This window comes from Streptomyces sp. NPDC041205 (assembly GCF_055591765.1).
The window spans coordinates 1,250,062-1,267,210 of sequence record NZ_JBVIZH010000003.1 but is presented as its reverse complement, the minus strand read 5'-3'; the positions used below and the strand labels follow the sequence as shown (position 1 = coordinate 1,267,210).

At 69.3% G+C, this 17,149-nt stretch carries 11 protein-coding genes and 5 pseudogenes; 11 read left to right on the top strand and 5 right to left on the bottom strand.

The window, feature by feature from the left end; genetic code table 11:
- Positions 1-59: 59 nt before the first annotated feature.
- Positions 60-161: pseudogene (locus ACZ6BG_RS19595) on the bottom strand (universal stress protein); the annotation flags it as partial.
- A gap of 25 nt (positions 162-186) precedes the next feature.
- Positions 187-708, bottom strand: coding sequence for a flavodoxin domain-containing protein (locus ACZ6BG_RS19590; RefSeq protein ID WP_469002780.1), 522 nt, complete (start codon positions 706-708; stop codon positions 187-189).
- A gap of 832 nt (positions 709-1,540) precedes the next feature.
- On the opposite strand from ACZ6BG_RS19590, the pseudogene ACZ6BG_RS19585 reads away from it, so the two are divergent.
- The 9 genes and pseudogenes from ACZ6BG_RS19585 to ACZ6BG_RS19545 form a co-directional block, all read left to right on the top strand.
- Positions 1,541-1,621, top strand: a pseudogene (locus ACZ6BG_RS19585) (hypothetical protein); the annotation flags it as partial.
- A gap of 130 nt (positions 1,622-1,751) precedes the next feature.
- Positions 1,752-2,288 (top strand): 2'-5' RNA ligase family protein, encoded by a 537-nt coding sequence (locus tag ACZ6BG_RS19580; RefSeq protein ID WP_469002778.1) that lies wholly within the window; start codon positions 1,752-1,754, stop codon positions 2,286-2,288.
- 87 nt (positions 2,289-2,375) lie between these two features.
- Positions 2,376-2,717: pseudogene (locus tag ACZ6BG_RS19575) on the top strand (glycoside hydrolase family 65 protein); the annotation flags it as partial.
- A gap of 632 nt (positions 2,718-3,349) precedes the next feature.
- A pseudogene (locus ACZ6BG_RS19570) lies at positions 3,350-4,231 on the top strand (acetate--CoA ligase family protein); the annotation flags it as partial.
- A gap of 11 nt (positions 4,232-4,242) precedes the next feature.
- A complete protein-coding gene (locus tag ACZ6BG_RS19565) occupies positions 4,243-4,443 on the top strand; it encodes a hypothetical protein (RefSeq protein ID WP_469002776.1) in 201 nt (66 codons plus the stop codon).
- Between the two features lie 118 nt (positions 4,444-4,561).
- Positions 4,562-4,963 carry a CU044_2847 family protein gene (locus ACZ6BG_RS19560; protein ID WP_469002773.1) on the top strand — a complete coding sequence of 134 codons (402 nt, stop codon included), beginning with the start codon at positions 4,562-4,564 and terminating at the stop codon, positions 4,961-4,963.
- Between the two features lie 3 nt (positions 4,964-4,966).
- Positions 4,967-7,111, top strand: coding sequence for a VMAP-C domain-containing protein (locus tag ACZ6BG_RS19555; RefSeq protein WP_469002771.1), 2,145 nt, complete (start codon positions 4,967-4,969; stop codon positions 7,109-7,111).
- A complete protein-coding gene (locus ACZ6BG_RS19550) occupies positions 7,108-8,058 on the top strand; it encodes an AAA family ATPase (RefSeq protein WP_469002769.1) in 951 nt (316 codons plus the stop codon). Before ACZ6BG_RS19555 ends, ACZ6BG_RS19550 begins: the two co-directional genes overlap by 4 nt.
- A complete protein-coding gene (locus tag ACZ6BG_RS19545) occupies positions 8,055-11,387 on the top strand; it encodes an SAV_2336 N-terminal domain-related protein (protein ID WP_469002768.1) in 3,333 nt (1,110 codons plus the stop codon). The genes ACZ6BG_RS19550 and ACZ6BG_RS19545 overlap by 4 nt, the downstream gene beginning before the upstream one ends.
- 1,122 nt (positions 11,388-12,509) lie before the next feature.
- Here the strand turns inward: ACZ6BG_RS19545 and ACZ6BG_RS19540 are convergent.
- Together ACZ6BG_RS19540 and ACZ6BG_RS19535 are read right to left on the bottom strand one after the other, a co-directional pair.
- Positions 12,510-12,713, bottom strand: a complete 204-nt coding sequence (locus tag ACZ6BG_RS19540; RefSeq protein WP_469002765.1) for a cation transporting ATPase C-terminal domain-containing protein — start codon at positions 12,711-12,713, stop codon at positions 12,510-12,512.
- A gap of 168 nt (positions 12,714-12,881) precedes the next feature.
- Positions 12,882-13,019: pseudogene (locus tag ACZ6BG_RS19535) on the bottom strand (pirin family protein); the annotation flags it as partial.
- Between the two features lie 582 nt (positions 13,020-13,601).
- Here ACZ6BG_RS19535 and ACZ6BG_RS19530 point away from each other — a divergent pair.
- Together ACZ6BG_RS19530 and ACZ6BG_RS19525 are read left to right on the top strand one after the other, a co-directional pair.
- Positions 13,602-14,711 carry a universal stress protein gene (locus ACZ6BG_RS19530; protein ID WP_469002763.1) on the top strand — a complete coding sequence of 370 codons (1,110 nt, stop codon included), beginning with the start codon at positions 13,602-13,604 and terminating at the stop codon, positions 14,709-14,711.
- A 622-nt stretch (positions 14,712-15,333) separates the two neighbouring features.
- Positions 15,334-15,831 carry a hypothetical protein gene (locus ACZ6BG_RS19525; RefSeq protein ID WP_469002761.1) on the top strand — a complete coding sequence of 166 codons (498 nt, stop codon included), beginning with the start codon at positions 15,334-15,336 and terminating at the stop codon, positions 15,829-15,831.
- Positions 15,832-16,113: 282 nt separating this feature from the next.
- Here the strand turns inward: ACZ6BG_RS19525 and ACZ6BG_RS19520 are convergent, their stop codons facing one another.
- Entirely contained in the window at positions 16,114-16,605 is a 492-nt protein-coding gene (locus ACZ6BG_RS19520) for a Gmad2 immunoglobulin-like domain-containing protein (RefSeq protein ID WP_469002759.1), read from the bottom strand.
- Positions 16,606-17,149: the final 544 nt, after the last annotated feature.

Below are 17,149 nucleotides of genomic sequence, written 5' to 3'. Positions count from 1 at the left end.
GGCAGCCGTCCGCGGACCGTGACCGCAGGGACTGGGGTCGGCCCGGCGTGGTGTCACCCTCACTGTGGCACCACGGCGACCGGGCACTCGGCGTGGTGGAGCAGTGCATGGGTCACTCGCCCGAGTTGCAGGCCGAGGTGGCCGCGCCGCCGCCGTGCGCCCTGCGCCTCATCTTCCGTGGCGTGGTCATGAGGCTCTCTCCTCCTCCTTGAGGTCCCGGGCGATCTCGGCCGCCCAGGCGTCGATGGCGGGCCAGTCGCGGAAATCGCCGTACCGGCAGCCCATCAGCCGGAAGGCCACCCGCCCGAAGAACGGCAACTGAGCGGCCTTGACGACACCTGAGAGCAGCTGGTGGTCCCGGTAGGGGATGTGTCCCGGCAGGTCCTCGGTAATGATTGGCTCCTCCTTGCCGGCCAGGCGTTTCCACGGGCCGCGCAGCGCGCCGGGCATACCCACGCTGAAGATCCACACCGGGCGGAATCCGAGCAGGTCGCTGTTCAACCGCAGGAAGTCCTTCGCCGGGGACAACCAGGTCTGCCCGTGGACCGCGCTGCCGAGCACGAACGCCGCGTACGCGTCCTCGTCCTCCACCTCGCTCATGGGCCGCACATCGACTTCCAGCCCGGCCTCGCCGAGCCGCGCTCCGATATGTTCTGCGATCTCCCGGGTAGAGCCGTGGGCGGTGGCGTAGCCCACCAGTACGTTCATGTTCCTCACCTCACTGGAATGCGCTTCGGGTCGGTCATGCGCGACGATGGCGACCGGGCAGCTGACGTGGGGAACCGCCATGTGGGGACCCGTCCCGTGTGGCTCTTGACCGTCCCGCGCCGTATCTGGCGGCCCACGATCAACAGGCCGGCGTCGCGCGGCGCACCGCGGAACTGGGCGGTTCCCAGAGCACATTCGAGCAGCGGACCGCAGTCGTGCCGCACGTCGAGGCCGACAATTGCATCGCGGTACGGAGTCCGGGGGGGCACGAACCGCAGTGGCGGCCCACGGCTCAGCGCCTCCCGGGCCCGCCCAGTCCGCCGCGGCGACACTCTCACGCGAGCGTGCAGGCCCACCAAGATCGGCTGAAGCATGGCCCCTCCTCCCTGTGCCACCAGCGTTGCGCCGCGCTTGTCCTGTGCGCAGGGGCCACCAAGTCGCTTTTCAGGGCCTGTCGGCACGTGGATCGGCCCGTCCGGCACCGGTCCGCGCCACGGCATCTCCGGCGAGGCTGACCGCGGCGGGATGTCCTCCACTCGTCCGCCCAGGAACTCCGCCGCATCGGCAAGCGTGGTGAGCTCCGGACAGTCGTCCTCGTCGATGCGTCTGCCCCCAGGACGGGGCCTAACGGGTAGATGTCCAGGAGTACGTTCCATCCTTTTCCGCTGGTCAGCGGAGCTGCTCTGGGCCGCTGGTGATGGGTTCGGCCTGATCGAGGGAGACGTCGCTTTCGGGAGGTCATCTGCCACATCCAGACTTCGGCGTCCGCCAGGACGAAGAGGGTGCGCAGAAAGAGAGGGTGCGCAGAAAGGTGGGAGGCCCCCATCGGGACGTACCAGCGCGCGGACCGCACGGCGAGGCGTACCGCGGACATGTCTCATGGCACGAGTTGTTCGTCCTGCCGTATCTCAATCGGGTGTGGCTCCTCTGGAGGGACGCATTGAGCAGGGATGATGCGTCCCTCCAGAGGAGGCCGCACCCGGCTTCTTCGGTGCCCGCAAAAGGGGCTGGGCAGCAGGCGATTGTGGTGACAGAATTCCTGAGTGACCGTGCTCGTTAGCCCTCGTTGGCTCCCCGGTCGATCGATCGTGGTGGCCAAGGTTCCTGCGGCCGAACCGGTCGTGGCAGCGGTTCGGCTTCGCTACGACGAGTCCGCCCGGGCCGGAATGCCAGCTCACATCACCATCTTGTCGCCGTTCTTTCCCGCTGGTCGGCTGACGCCGGACGTGCTGGACGAGATGGGCCGCCTCGTTTCACGGCACCGGGCCTTCGACGTCACCTTCGCCCGCCTCGGGCGTTTTCCGGTTGCTCTGTGGCTGGCGCCGGAGCCGCCCCAGCCCTTGCGCGCTCTCACTGAGGCAATCGCCGCGCACTGGCCCGAGACGCCACCGCATGGCGGGCGATTCAAGAAGGTGATCCCTCACTTGACGGTCGCCTCTGACCAGTCGACACAGGTGTACGACGCGATCGAGGAGACTCTGGGGCCCGTGTTGCCGTTCACGGCGCGGATAAGCGGGCTGCATCTCATGGTCACCGATGGCGCACGCTGGGATGATCGCGCCCGATTTGCCCTGGGTTGACGGCAGGCCGGGCTATGCCAGTGATCACGGTAGGAGTGGGCCTCGACATCACCGGCAGCCGCTGGGGTCTGGACGGCGCCGAAGCCGATCCTGGAGACCGAGGGTGACACGGTCAACCGCTACCAAGCGTCTCAACAGGCCGTTGTCCGCACGCTCGGCCACCTCTTCGCGCCCACCGAACCCCCTCCCCTCTCCGGCAGGTTGGGGCACCGGGTTGACGACGACTCCTGGCGCCGCACCGTCGATTTCTACCTGCACCGCGCCAGGCACGGCTCCACTCTCAGCGGCCCCGTCCCTGGCCTCGTGCTCGCGCGGGTCCGGCGCGCCGAGGCGTGGAAGTTCCGCCAGGAAGCTCTGGAGGGCGACATCGCTGATCTCCAGGGCGGTACCACGGGTGAGGGGATCCACCTCGGCGCGATGGTCGGCACCACCACTGCGCACCGGGCCGTACGGTCCACACCCGGGGACATCCGGGCCCTGACTCCGCGACTCGGCGAACCGCGACGCTGGAGCGCACAAGCACGGACGAGGAGGGGAAGCACGGACGAGGAACGGCGGCAGGCCATGTCCGCGACACACGCACAGCCCGACCGTGCGGCCACCTATCTGGTCCGCGCGGCCGTCACCGCGCCCTCGCTGCACAACACCCAGCGCTGGCTCTTCACCAGCGGGACCGCGGGATCGCGCTGTACGCCGACGTCACGCGCCGTCTCCCCCTGACCGACCCCGACGGCCGCGAGATGCTGCTCAGTTGCGGCGCCGCACTGTTCAATGTGCGTCTGGCCATGCGACACCTCGGCTACCAGCCGGTCGTGCGGCTCCACCACGGCCCACGGCTGCCCGGCCTGCTTGCCCCATTGAGTTGGGGAGCATACATACAACCGACGCCCGTGGACGAGCTGCTGTACCGCGCGCTGCGGCAGCGGCACACCTACCGTGGTCCGTTCAAAGCCGACCCACTCCCCCGGCCGCTGATCACGTCTCTGCGCGAGCACGCCAGGGCCGAGGGCGCCGAACTGTACACGCTGACCACTTCCGTGGAGCAGCACCGCTTGGCGGAACCCGTGCGGCTGCTGCCTTCCGCGGGCGGGGACATCCCGGCGTACGCCTATCCCCAGTCCGCAACCCGCACCCTCGCCCACGCGGCCACCCGCGCCGCCTGGCTGGCCCGTCCGCCCGGCACCATCCCCGAACTCACGGATGTCGACAGCGCACGCGCACAGTCGGCCGTCGAGACCTGGCTGCGCGAACACCCTGACGGCGGCTGGCTCGACCCGCGCGCCGTCGCCGAACTCCTCGACTGCTACGCCATCCACCGGCTCCCCTGGGCCTGGGCCGAGACCGAAGACGATACGGCTCTGGCAGCCGAACGCCTCAAGGGACCCGGCGGACTCGTCGTCCTCAAGGCCCACTGGCCTGGCCTGCTGCACAAGGGCCAACAGCACGCCGTCCACCTCGACCTGCGCGGGGACACCCAGGTCCGCGCCGCGTACCGGGACTTCGAGCTTCGCTTCGGCGACCTGATGACCGGTGTCGTGATCCAGCCGCTCGCCCCGCGGGGCCACGAACTGTTCGCGGGCGTCGTGCAGGACGAGATCTTCGGCCCGCTGGTGCTCTTCGGCCTCGGCGGCAGCGCGACCGAGGTACTCGCCGACCATGCCGCGCGCCTCGCCCCACTCACCGACCACGACGTACACGACCTGATCACCGCCCCGCGCTGCGCTCCCCTGTTGTTCGGGCAGGGCGGCACCGGTCCCGTCGACCTAGAAGGTCTTGAGCAACTGCTGCTGCGGCTCTCCCGGATGGCGAGCGACCTGCCACAACTCGCCGAGGCCGGCCTCAACCCCGTACTGGCAACCCCGAAAGACGTCACCGCACTCGACGTACGCGTACGCCTGCTGCCACGCCAAGCCCACAACCCGTATCTACGACGACTCCGCTGAAGGAGACCGAGATGAATCACAGCAAGATCGGCTCCGTGATGACGAGCGACGTCGTACGGGTGGGCTTCGCCACCCCCTCCAAGGACGTCGTACAGCTCCTCGGACAGCACCGATCAGCGGACTGCCCGTGGTCGACGGCGACGAAAAGGTGCGGTGCTCACCTCGATCACCCGGGCTCGTGCGCTCGGCGGGGATCCACCACCACGTCGTAGTCGCTCAGCCTCCGGTGGAGGTACTCGAGGACCGGAGGCGGCCTCGCCCACTGTTCATACAGCAGCCAGGGATAGCGAACTCGCTTCCTGATTACGCGAGTTGAGCAATAATGTAACTATGCCCACGGTTCTGGATGCAGAGTTCGCCGACGGCACACCCATCAGGTTCCTGCTCGCCACCCCCGCCGGATCCCTGTCCGGTCAGGACAACGACCTTCCCGAGGGAATGGGGACCGTCGTGCCCGTGGCTTCCGGGAGGGGAGCCGTCGCCAACCTCGCGGCCGGCGCCCTGCGCCAGGCCCTCCAGCCGCTCGGGCGGTTACTGCAGGAGGTTCACGGTGCCGTCCGCGCCGCACCGGAACCACCCAGCGAGCTCAGCGTGACCTTCGGGGTGCAGGTCGGGCAGGACCTGAAGCTGGGGATCGTCAGCGGAAACGGGCAGGCACACCTCACCGTGACCGCCACCTGGAAGCCACCGGAAGCCACCGCAGGCCTGGCAGCAGCACCGGCAGCTGAGTGAACCGTGGGCTGGTTCCTGGACGGGACGGCCTCGGAGGACGATCCGTCCCAGCATGTGGTGACCGTGCGGCGCGCGGACAACGACCAGATCGCGGGAGCGGGCGTGGTCATCAGCGCGAGCGCCATTCTCACCTGTGCCCACGTCGTCAACGACGCACTGGGCCACGCCCCCTTCGACCCCTGCGACCCGGGACGCGGGACGATCCCCGTGGACCTGCGCGGCAAACTCGGCTCCCGCCGGTACTACGCCCATGTCGAGCACTGGATCCCTCCGCGTTCCGCGAACGGCGGGAAGGTACGCGAGGGGGACCGCACCTGGCTCGGCGACCTGACGGTGTTGCGGCTCGAAGGGATGTCCAGCGACCTCCCCGCGCCTCCGCACAGGATCCCGATGAGGCTCCACCAGCAGGCGCTGGCCTGGCACGGCAGCGGCAACGATGCCTCGTTCGCCGAGGTCACCGTCACCATGCTCGCCGGTCCCTTCGGGTATGTCGACGGAGCATCCAGCGGGAAGGCCGTAGGCCCCGGCTACAGCGGCGGCCCCCTGTGGTCCTCGTCCCACCGCGCGGTGATCGGCCTCGTCGCCGCGCACTTCATGCCGGAGCAGGACCCCGTCTCCGGAGCACCCGCTCCGTACAGCCCCCAGGACATGATCAGGCGCAGCTGGGCCATTCCCTGGCAGCGCATCGAGGACGAACTGCGCCCGCTGGGCGTGCTGGACCCCCTGACAGTCAACCTGGTCGACACCGAAGATCCGGCCTTCGAGGTGGTAGCGGGCCTCCTGGGGGACTTGTTTTCTGGCGGGACCGAGCGCGTCGAGTACGGTCGACGGCTGGCCCGTGAGTGCGGTGTCCGGTACGCCAGCGAGGTCACTCCGCCTACGCCCGAGGAGTTCGCGTCCTTCCTGTTCAGCCATCCGCGCGCCCTGGCAGCCCTCACCGAGGTCCTGCGGAAAAGGCCCGGCAGCGCCGCCGAACGCCTCCTGGCGGTGGCCGATCTCGTCTGCACCGCCCGGTTGCTGTCCCCGCAGGAGTACGGCGAACTGCGCAATCAACTGCGGCTCATGGACCGCGGGGTACGCGGGCGCTTGGGCGAAGCGGTGCGCGCCGCATTGCCTCACCTGGCTGTCTACCCGGACGGCAAGGACCTCGACGCGCTGGTCGACCAGTTGGAGGCGCTGCCCGGCGACGGCCGTTCCACCGACGGGGAACGCAGAGTTCCGGCGCTGCTGCGGGTTATGGAATACGTCGCCGCACTGTGCCCGGGACCCTTGCGGTCAGAACTCCACCTGTGGTCGAAAAGGGTGGCCGCTCGGCTCGGCGTCGCGCGGGGCGCCCTGGGAGAGCGGCGGGAGGACGCCATCATATGGGCCCGCACAGCATCGGAGCCTTCCGCGCGCGTGCGCATCCTGGTGGAGGTCACCCGGGCGGAACCAGGCCGATACCGGCTGGCGATCTGGTGCGACGAGGGCCCCGGGCCCCGGCGTGTGTCGACCGAGAGCATCGCGTCGTACTCCTCTTCGGAGGCCGCCCGGGAAGTACTCCGGGTCATCACCTCTCTCACGCCCGGCACCGAGGACGCCCGGCCGCCGCTGGTCGAGGTACTCGTGGACCGCAAGAGCCTCAACCTCAACGTCGACGAGTGGACGGCACAGGTGCCGGGCGAGATCGTGCCCGGGGTACTCGGCGTGGAGTTCCCGGTGGTCGTGCATTGTCCCGAACTCCTGCGCCAGCACGGTCGGTTCCTGCCCCACTGGCGCAGCAGATGGAGCCACCTCGACTCGGGTGAACCGTTCACGATCGACGAATCCGTGAGCCCCGACATGGTCTACCCCAAGCTGATCAACCGACTCGAAACGGTCCGCGTCTTCATAGACGTATCCCCCGGTCGGCGGAACAAGATCGTGCAGACCTGCCTCGTCCTGGGCATACCCGCGGTGGTGTGGGACCGCGGCTCGAACGCGAAGTCACACGCCGTCAAGTGCATGGCGGACGTCGCCACCCGGGAGCTGCCCGACGGAGTGCGCGGTTACCGTGCGAGCGCCCTGGCCAGTCCGCCCGAGTTTCCCGGCCGTCCGGTCCTCGCCTGGGCCGACGCCGACCGCACCGTGCCCCGGCTACAGCTGACCGAACCCCAGGAGGGCGCATGACACCCGCTCCTGAAACGGACTGGCGCCTCTTCCGCGGCGACGGCGTCCCCAGGGCCATCACCCTCCCGTCCGCGCCGCCGTGGCGCCGCTTCTCACCCGCACCCGGACTGCGTCCCGAGCTGCCGTATCTCATCGAGCGCAAACACGCCGACGTCGTCAACGCCGCGCTCCACCTGCGGCGTCCGCTGCTGGTCACCGGACCGGCCGGAACCGGTAAGTCGTCGCTGTCCCGCGCGATCGCGCACGAGCTGCGCCTGGGCGAACTGTTGCGCTGGCCGGTCAACAGCCGCTCCACCGTCAAAGACGCCCTCTACGGCTACGACGCGATCGGCCGACTGCACGAGGCCTCGCTCAGCCGCGACCGAGGCGAACGCGAACCGTCCATCGGCACGTTCATCCGTCTCGGCCCACTCGGCACCGCGCTCGTGCCGTCGGCCGTTCCGCGCTGTCTGCTCGTCGACGAGATGGACAAGGGCGACGTCGACCTGCCCAACGACCTGCTCACCGTGTTCGAGGAGGGCGTCTTCGAGATCCCGGAACTGACCAGGCTCCCGGAGGGCATGGCCGACATCGAGGTGCAGACCCACGACCACGACGGCACCGTCCGCGTGCACCAGGGGCGCGTCCCGTGCACGGAGTTTCCCGTCGTCGTCATCACCAGCAACGGCGAGCGGGACTTCCCTCCCGCGTTCCTGCGCCGCTGCATCCGGCTCGCCCTGCCGGAACCGGACGCCGACCGGCTACGGGCCATCGTCGCCGCCCACCTGGGCGAGGAGGCCCTGCTGGAGGCAGACGACCTGATCGAGTCGTTCCTGCACCGCCGCGCCCCAGGCGAACTCGCCACCGACCAGCTGCTGAACGCCGTGTTCCTGCGCACCGGCGGCGTCGAACTGGACGCGGAGGGGCTGCTCGACGCCGTACTGCACCAGCTGACCGGGGCGCTGTGACCGTGGCGGGAGGCGGGGAGCGGCTGGGCGAGGTACTGCAGGTCTTCCAGGCCTGCGGTCACGGCCTGGAGGATCTGGACGCCGACCAGATCCTCGACGTGCTGTGGCTGGCGCGGCGGCTGCCCGCCGGCGCGGACACGCCGCTGCGCCTACAACCGCCCGCGGCCCGCGCGCAGCACCCTCCACCCCCCGCCCCCCAGTTGGACGGGACTGCCCTCGATCAGCCGCCGCCGGATCCCGATGACTCGGACCTGCCCGACCTCATCCCCTCGGCCTTGTACGGCGCGGCCCGCCAAGCCCCAGCGGACCAGCCGCGACGGCGCCGGCCCTCGGACCCCCGCAGGGCTATGCCTGTCCGTGTGCCCGAGGACAAGGCGCTTCCCGACGAACTCGCCCTGGGCCGTGCGCTGAGGCCGCTCAGGCGCCGCCAGCACAGCCGTCATCGCCTGGAGATCGACGAAGAGCGCACCGCCGCCCGGCTCGCCGAGATCGGACTGCCGGACGTGGTGCAGCGCCCCGTTCAGGAGCGCTGGCTGCACCTGGCGCTGCTCGTCGACGACGGGCTGTCCATGCTGCTGTGGCATCGGCTCGGCGCGGAGCTGCGGGCCCTGCTGGAGCGTCTGGGCGCCTTCGCCACCACCCGCGTCCTCGGCCTCGACACACGGGGCCGCGTGCCTCGCCTGCATGCGGGCCCGTTCCGCCCCGACAGCCCCGCACTTCCCCTCAGCACCATCAATGACTCCTCGGGCCGTACCCTCGTCCTCGTCGTCAGCGACGGCATGGGCGTCGCCTGGCGGGCCGGCGCGATGCACGGCCTGCTGGCCGGACGGGCGGCACACGGGCCGGTCGCGGTACTGCACACCCTGCCGCCGGAGTTGTGGGAGGCATCCGGCATCGCCGCCGAGCGCTGGCGGGTCACCACCCGACAGATCGGCGGCGCCAGCACCTCCTGGGAGATCAGCGACCCAGTGCTGCCTCCGGAGCTGGCCGCCTTCGACGGCCTGCCGGTGGCCGTCTTGGAACCGACGCCCGCGTCGCTGCGCGACTGGGCGCACTTCCTTGCCTCCCCCGGCACCACCGTGGAACTGCCGCTGCTGACCCGCCTCGGCCGGCACGAGGTAGTCGCTGCCGCGCGTGAGGCGGACAGCACCCAGCACTTCAGGGACGCGGCCACTCCAGAGGCGTACCGCCTGGCGGCCCATCTGGCGGCTGTCTCTCCTTTGTCGGTGCCGGTCATGCGGCTGGTGCAGCGGGAGGTGCTGGCAGCGCGGCCCTCACACCTGGCCGAGGTGTTCCTCGGGGGTCTGATCCGGCCGCATCCCGCACCCGTGCCGGGGCCGCTGCCGGCCAAGCACCGTGTGTTCGACTTCTCCGAGGAGTCCAAGGCGGTACTGCTGTGCGCGGTGCCGCAGAGCGAACTCTTGCGCACCGGGCGTCTGATCGGTCATCGTCTGGAGGACCTCGCCGGGAGGTCCCCCGACTTCCCCGCCTGGCTGGCCCACCCCGACGGCTCCGCCCACCTGCCCGCCTCGCACCAGCCGTTCACCAGCGTCGAACGACGGCTGCTCAGCCGGTTCGGGGTGTCCTTTGACCACACCTCCCCGCTGCCGAACGCGGAGCAGGAGCCAACCGTCACCGAACAGGCCGACGGCTGGGGGCCGCTGACAGGCGGGGATCCCGCCCGGCTGGGCCCATACGAACTGCGCGGTCGGCGTCTGGGCCGCCGCACGCTGGTCTACCGGGGAGTCGCCGCTGACGGCACTGAGGCCGTGCTGCGGGTCCCGCGGCCTGACCGGCCCGCCGTGAACGTCCGATTGCTGGAGGTGGAGGCGGAGGCGTTGACCCGTCTGCAGGGATCGTACGCGCCCACGCTGCTCCGCACCGGGTTCGAGGACTCCCCTTCCTGGCTCGCCATGACACCGATCGCGGACACCGAGACGCCGCAGGCACGACCCTGGCAGCTTTCGGAATCCGTCGACGAAGCAATCCGGACGGGAAGCGCCCCCTTCGACACGCTCCGTGGTCTCCTCGTCGGATACCACCTTGCCAGCGCACTCGCCCAATGCCACGCCTCAGGGCTGGTCCTCTCGGACCTCAGCACCGACGGCGTGTACGTACTGCGCCGCACCATCGTGCTGGGCGACCTCTCGGACTGCGCCGTCGACGGACGCCACCTGAGGGCGGGCCCGGTCCCGACAGCCGCGGACAACATGCGCTCGCTGGGCGGGTTGCTCCAGCTCATCAGCACCAAGGCGGGGCTGCACGTGCCGGGCCTGCCCGAGGGCATGCACCTGTGGCAGGGAGACACCTGGGAGCCCCTCAGGAAGCTCGTACTGCGCTGTCAGGAGGCGGATCCCGCGCTCCGGCCGATGGCAAGCGAGGTTGCCGACGCGATGGCCCGGTACGTCGCTCTGCACCGGTCCGGCGGCACCCAGGCCAGCAATGCCAGACCCAGTGGCGGCGCGCCCGCCACGGTCCGGGTTCCGCTCACCGTGCCGCAGGAGACCCCCGGCCACCTCCCGCTCCACCTGCCCCGCTTCGGCGCCGGCCATCGGCAGGCAGAAGCTCGTCTGGAGCGGCTGCGGACACCGCTGCCCTACAGCAGACGACTGACGCTGGTCGGCGCCCTCCGCTACAGCGGGCGAGCCACAACAACGGTCGTGCTGGGCTCTCTGCTCGCCGCCGTGCGCGGCGAGCCGGTACTGGCCCTCGACGGTGCCCCCTCACAGGGGGCGCTCGACGCGTTCCTCACCGGCCGCAACCCGGCCACCGTGCGGGATCTCGCCGCCCTGCCGCCCGAACCGACGTACGCGAACGTACGCGCCCTCACCACACATCTCACATCCGGCCTCCAAGTACTCGCCCACCGCGCAGGTCACTACGCCCCGAACCCGCTGCACACACAGGACTACACACGCGTGCTGGAACACACCGCGCCCTACTACCCCTTCGTGCTGACCGACTGGTCGCCCCAGCACCTGGACGGATCGGCCGACGTGGTCTTGGACCACACCGACCAGTTGATCCTGTGCAGCAGATCCGACGACTGGTCCCTCGACGGAGCCGTGCGCACCATCAACGCGATACAAGAAAGCGGACACGGACACCTGATCCACGAGGCCGTCCTGGTCACCACACAACTCGGCGACCCCTCGCGCCCGAGGCTCCACAAGGACTTCGCCCGGCAGTTGGCCGTCCGTCCGGACCAGATCCTCCAGATCCCCTTCGACAACGCTTTACGCTCGCACCACCGGAATCCGGACCGGCTGCAGGTATCAACAACGCGCGCCTACCTCCACCTCGCCGAGCTGGTCTCCACGTCCCCCTGAACATGCCCTGCCGATCCTGCTCAGGTTGCACGGCTCCAACTGGGCCTCGGCCGTCATCTGCTCACACAGCTCGGGGGATTTGGCCGGGCCAACCTCGATCTCGTCCGCAGAGACGCACTTCACAGCCCGTGATCGTTAGCTTTCACAGCCGCCTGCGACGCCGCGTAGCGCCGGCCTCATCGGTCTGCCAGGTCATGTACACCAGTCGAGTACCTCGCCGAACCGTTCACGGCCGACGATCCGGGGCCGGTGCATCAGGTGCTGCAGCGCCGGTGCCTACTGATGCTTCGACGTGTCGGACTGCGGGCCCCGCCTCCGCCAGAGGCCGTGGGCCCTGAGCCGCATATGGCCGTCCGGGGTCTGGTGGAATTGCATGCCTTGCGCGGCTGATGCCTCAGTTCCGCCTGGGTTCTCCCCGTTACCCTGGGGCACCAACTGCCAGGCTGGTTGGGCAGCGAGGGCAGGCGGCGTGTAGTCCGTGACGGCTAAGGTGACTCCGTCTCCGTCCGTGCTCAGTACCAGCTGGTAGGAGGACGCCGTACTGTGCAGGACCATGTACTGAGCGGCGACACGGGCTGTCTCGCCGAGGTCGTCCAGCATCCAGGCAGGTGCTCCGATCGCGGAGAGGGCCGCACGAGCCACTTGCGCCATCGCCATATTGCTGTCAGTGACACGCGGCAACTCCAGACAGAGGGTGACTTGCGCCCCCGCCGTCTGCGTGTTTGAGAAGTCGTGCCGGTATCGCTGCTCAATGTGGGGCAATCCCACCAGATCGACAGTGCGTCCCATCGATGTTTCCCCTGCGTTCGTGAGCACAAGCGGAACGAGTCATGGCCGGGACGGGATGCACACCCCGCGGCCTTCACCGGAAAGCGACCGGCCAGGGGCTGGGACCTGACAACGACCCTACGCCGCTGGTGCCGCTTGGGCTACGCCGACGTCGGATAATCACGACACCCGCCCGTGGCGGGTCCTTTCGGCTTACGGCCGAGGACACGCTCCTGGCTGACTTGGCGCCACCGGCGGATTCCCGTCCAGCAACTAACCCGTCTCCGCATTCCTTGCGCTGGAGGCCGAGCGCTGCCTTACGGCTGTGGTTGAAGGTACTGGGGCAGGTCAAGGTCAGGTACCGCATCGATACCAGCGGCGCGGTTCGTCGGCTCCCCAGACGATGAAGGGGAACGGTGCGATGAGGACCCATTGTTCTGCAGTGAGGGCTTCGGTTCTCAGACGTGTGTGCGCGACGGGCCTATGCATCGCTGCTGCGGCACACGCGACGGCGATGCCGAGAACAGCCAGCAGTGGCTTGTTAGTGAACAGACCCACGGCCCTCAGCGCGGCGCGCTAGGTGCGCACCGCGATGGCAGTGGCGATCTGGCAGGCATCGATCCCGGCCCAAGGGAGGAGCGGCAGCCTCCGCCGAGGCTCGGCGTCGGCCTCAAGGATCATCCTCGCGCACCGCCCCAAGCAGTTATCGCACCGCGTCTACCCCGGTCAGCGCACTCGTCCCCGCGGCTTCATCGCCACCGTCGGCAGCTCGGGGGCAGGCAGCGGCACCCCGTCGTACCCCTTCACCTCACCGAACGGCGAGCCCGTCATCCAGTCGGCGCGGGCCTGCTCGATGTCATCCTGCGCAACCCGCACCTCATTGATGGCTGCCTTGTCGGCACTGGCCTCTCGCAGGCAAGCCCGTGCGACCGCGCCGAGCACAGGCCCGGAGACGTCCCGCGGCGGGCGCGTATGGCGCTCGCAGGACCGCGGCCGGCTGCCGTGCGTGGACGACCACGAGCGAAGCCCGCAGCAGCCGGGCCTTCGTGGCCTGGCCAACGCAGAGCCGCGAGGCCCGATGAGGCTTCGTCACGCGAGATGGCAGAACCCCGGTGCGGCTGACGCTGCCCCCCCCCAAAAAAAAGGCACGCCTACTGACTCAGAACGAGACTGGCTGGGCGCCGCAACCCGTCCTAGGGTGAAGTGCCTCCCATCCCGGCCGCACAGCACTGTGACTGCCACTGCCACAAGCCTTTGGGGGACCTCAGCCGCCCCAAAGAGACCGAAGGCGTGGCAATCGACCTTTCGTGAACGGGGTTCTCCGACACGACCGGTCCGACCCGCTGAACGCCGAGCTCCAGAGGTGCATCAGGGCCTGTAGGGGTCCGTGCCCACCCCCCTCCAAGCCGGGGTCCGGCCCGTCCCGAGACGACGGCAGAGGTGACGATGACTGCAGAAGTACGCATGCCGATCGTGGTCTGTATCGATGAAGATCCGTCCTGCCGGGAGGCCCTGGCTTGGGGAGCCGACGAAGCCGACGGGCGCCGGCTGCCGGTGCGCCTGCTCATGGCGTGGGATCCGACCGGCCCACGCCCGGCTGAGCCCATGCGGCTTCGGGAGAACCAGCAGGCCCACGACCCGCGCGGCTCTGCGGAGCGGAACCTCCGCAAAGCGGTCGCCTACGTCCAGAACCGTCACCCGCATCTGGAGGTCTCCACGCTGCTTGTCGTGGACGCGCCTGCTCCGATTCTGCGCGACCAGGCCCGCACAGCCACAGCCTTGGTGCTCAGCTCGCGATGGTGGAACAGAAGAGGGCGGCTGTTCGCCTCAGCCTCTGTCGCACTACCGGCCACCGCGCACGCCACCTGCCCTGTAGTAGTCGTGGGCAATCACGAACTCGTCAGTCGACAACCGTTCTTCGTCGTGGGTGTGGACGTGGGTTGGGACTGCCGCCACCATTCCGCAGCCGCCATCGACCTTGCCTTCGAGGAAGCCGCCCGGCACGGTGCGGCGCTGCAGGTGCTGTACGTGTGGCGCCCTCCGCTCCTCGGCGTCCTGGACGAGCGAGCAGCCTTGCGTGAATGCCGCCGGCTCCTGTCGGAGATGGTGGCGGTGCGGCAAGCCCTTCACCCGGCCGTGGACGTACACCACAGGGTGATCCGCGGCCACCGGGCACAGGTGTTGGCTCAGGAGTCCGCGCACGCGCTGGGCCTCATCGTGGGCATCCGCGGTCCCGGCTGCTTGCCCGGCCTGCGGCTCGGCTCAGTCCTCCACAGCGCGCTGCGTCACGCCCAGTGTCCGGTGGTCGCCGTTCCCCGGCCGAGTGCGTGTCGCCATCCGCGCGGGCAGCCGCGCGTGAGCCGACTGTCCTTCCGAGCCCGGAGAGCTGTCGGACAGTGCACCCGCGTGCTGACCTGCCTCGCCCGCGCTCGGCTGGGCAGGTCGGTGCGGGTGTGCAGGACTTGTGCTCGGCTTGCGTGTGGTGCGATCCGAGGATCTCGCCGCGGCACACGATGGTTCAGGTGGCCGGAACTTCGACGATGGGTTCGTCACTGAGCCGAGCGTGGATGAACGCCGCCTTGCGGCGACGCGACATCCGCCCAGCCCCTGGCACGTCGGATGCGCGGGCCTCAGCCATGCCACCGCATGAGTTACGTGGCATCGTCGCCCCGGGCACCGGCGGGCAGCCGCGCTGAGCGGGCGAATGCGCCGTAGCCGGAATTCGGCGTGGTGTTTGCGGGCGAACCGCGTGGTTCCCCTGTTGCTCGACTCCACGGTAGCGGGCAACGTGCTTGCCTTCGGCGCCTTGTTCGAACTCATGTGCCTGCTCGCCTGACTTCCGGAGCAGTCGGTCGTCAGCAGTGAACAGCGGTCGCGGACGGCTCAACCGGTGGCACGAAGGGGCCGAATCCTTGGTTCCAACCCTCCGGTCCGGACTTCGGAGCCCGCGCCGGCACGGCCGACTGGGAAAAGGGCAGGCACGGCTCCACGCGGGCTTCAGCGAGCCAAGCCCCGAGCGCGCTCCCTGACTCACAGCACACCCGCCGCCGCAACAGCGCCGTACGGCCTCCAAGTCGGTCCTGTCGGCCCGCTGATCGCCGGGCGCCGACGCGGTGCACTGGATGGTGAGACACCTGGTCGTCCCACTTCAGTGGCTGGACAGAAGAGAGGAAGAGACATGCTTGTAACCCCTGCTCTCCGCCGTCTCGCGTTGGGCGGTGCGGTGCTGCTGCTCGGAGCGACGACACCGGGCATCGCGACCAGCAGCCAGGCCAGGAGCGCGGCCGTGTCAACCCCGCAAGCCCCACCTGCCCGCGGCGGCAGCCCACAGTCCACGGTCGATCGGGTCGCGGACTTCTACGGCGCTTACATCGACGTCCTGTTCGACTCCGGCCGAGGACGTCTCAGCCACGCCCTGCGCAACCACTACCTGACCCCCGAGCTGAGCCACGGTCTGGGCCGTTGGGAGGCCGCCCACCACAAGGATGGCGTGCTGCGCGCCAAGGGGGTACCCATGGCGTGGAAGGTCGTCTACAACGACAGCGGGATGGGGCATTGCTGGAGCCGCGTGACCCTGACCTGGAAGGTCTCGGAGAATCAGGTCCGCCACACTCATCTGATGGTCCAGTCCGACATCGCGACGCGACTGATCTCCGGCCTCGAGATGGACGAGTGACCGTACGCCTCAGCCTGCCAGGCGGGCACGATCAGCCGCTGCGAGCCGTAACCGCCCAGCCGCGGGGCCCGGACCGCGAAGGGCGGCCGGCCCTTGATGAGACCGGCCGTCCTCTGCCTCCCTCCCTCGGCACAGCAGTTTCCGGGCAACGACGCAGGAGAGAGCGTCCGGCTTCTTGAGCGGCGCCGACGCCGCCCTGCGGACGCGGGCCCCCTCACGGAGGCCGCGCCAGGCGGACTCAGACCTTGCTCGGCGCCGACTCCGTGCGGTGCGACGGCAGGTTCAAGAACCGATGGGTATCCGCAGGACCTGACCCGGGGTGATCTTGTCCGGGTCGCTTATCTGGTCCGGGTTGGCACGCATGATGCGCTTGAACAGCGAGGAGTCTCCGTAGTGTGTCTTTGCGAGTCCGGACAGGGTGTCCCCCTTGACCACCTTGTGCTCGCGGTAGCCGTAGTAGCCGGGCACGATGCGCGGCCCGTAAAGCACAGGCGTGGTCACCACGTTGATGTCGCTGCCATCCTTGGGGCTCTTCTCGAACACCTGGATGAGAAGCCTGTCGACCTGGAACTTGGCGCGGCCGACGTCCGCCTGGACGTGGAACTGTCCGTGCTCACCAGTACCGCCGCCGACGTTGAAGTGTCCGGTCACCTCGTCGTGGCCGTCGCCGACCCGGTAGTGGAGCGTGCCCTCGTGGCCAGTGCCGACTCCGCCCACGTGCACCGGGTTACCGACGAGATCAAGCTTTCGGGGCTGATCGATCCGGTTGCTCATGAAACCTCCAGAGCCTAGAGAGCCTGTGTTTCCCCTCCAGCCAACTCCCTTTCACACTCCTTGCAAGCGGAGCTTTCAGATGTTTCAGGCGTCCGTCCGAGCCGACAGCCCGAAGATCCCGTGCGGCAAGAATCACAGGGCAGGCTGACGCGGACCACGACGTCGACGCGACGCTCGGCAAGCCACGCGTGCAGGCGGACCGCGCCCCTCGGGGGCCGACCATCTCCGCTTCCACAACCCTCACTGCAAGCCCGACCTCGACAGGCCCACGAACCGCGAGCGGCCCGTCAGTCCCGTCCATGGTTCCTCATCGAGGAGTTAAAACCCCATGTCGAGGGGCTGGGCGAGGACGAACTGCCGCTCACCGCCCGCCCGGCCGCCACCGTCCTCCGACCAGGCATGTGGTCCCTCGGCCGCGGATCGCGGTACGACCGCGGTCCAGCCGAGCTCAGGGAACCGTCGATCTCCACGGCGACCTGCCGTCGATCCATGATCCGTGTCTCCTCGGCGCCCCTGTGGCCTCACCCCCGCAGACTCTGAGACG

Excerpts from the sequence above, each read along its gene's own strand:
- ACZ6BG_RS19590 (WP_469002780.1), bottom strand. The coding sequence starts at position 708 with ATGAACGTACTGGTGGGCTACGCCACCGCCCACGGCTCTACCCGGGAG.
- ACZ6BG_RS19565 (WP_469002776.1), top strand. The coding sequence starts at position 4,243 with ATGAATCACAGCAAGATCGGCTCCGTGATGACGAGCGACGTCGTACGG.
- ACZ6BG_RS19560 (WP_469002773.1), top strand. The coding sequence starts at position 4,562 with ATGCCCACGGTTCTGGATGCAGAGTTCGCCGACGGCACACCCATCAGG.
- ACZ6BG_RS19550 (WP_469002769.1), top strand. The coding sequence starts at position 7,108 with ATGACACCCGCTCCTGAAACGGACTGGCGCCTCTTCCGCGGCGACGGC.
- ACZ6BG_RS19530 (WP_469002763.1), top strand. The coding sequence starts at position 13,602 with ATGACTGCAGAAGTACGCATGCCGATCGTGGTCTGTATCGATGAAGAT.
- ACZ6BG_RS19525 (WP_469002761.1), top strand. The coding sequence starts at position 15,334 with ATGCTTGTAACCCCTGCTCTCCGCCGTCTCGCGTTGGGCGGTGCGGTG.
- ACZ6BG_RS19520 (WP_469002759.1), bottom strand. The coding sequence starts at position 16,605 with ATGAGCAACCGGATCGATCAGCCCCGAAAGCTTGATCTCGTCGGTAAC.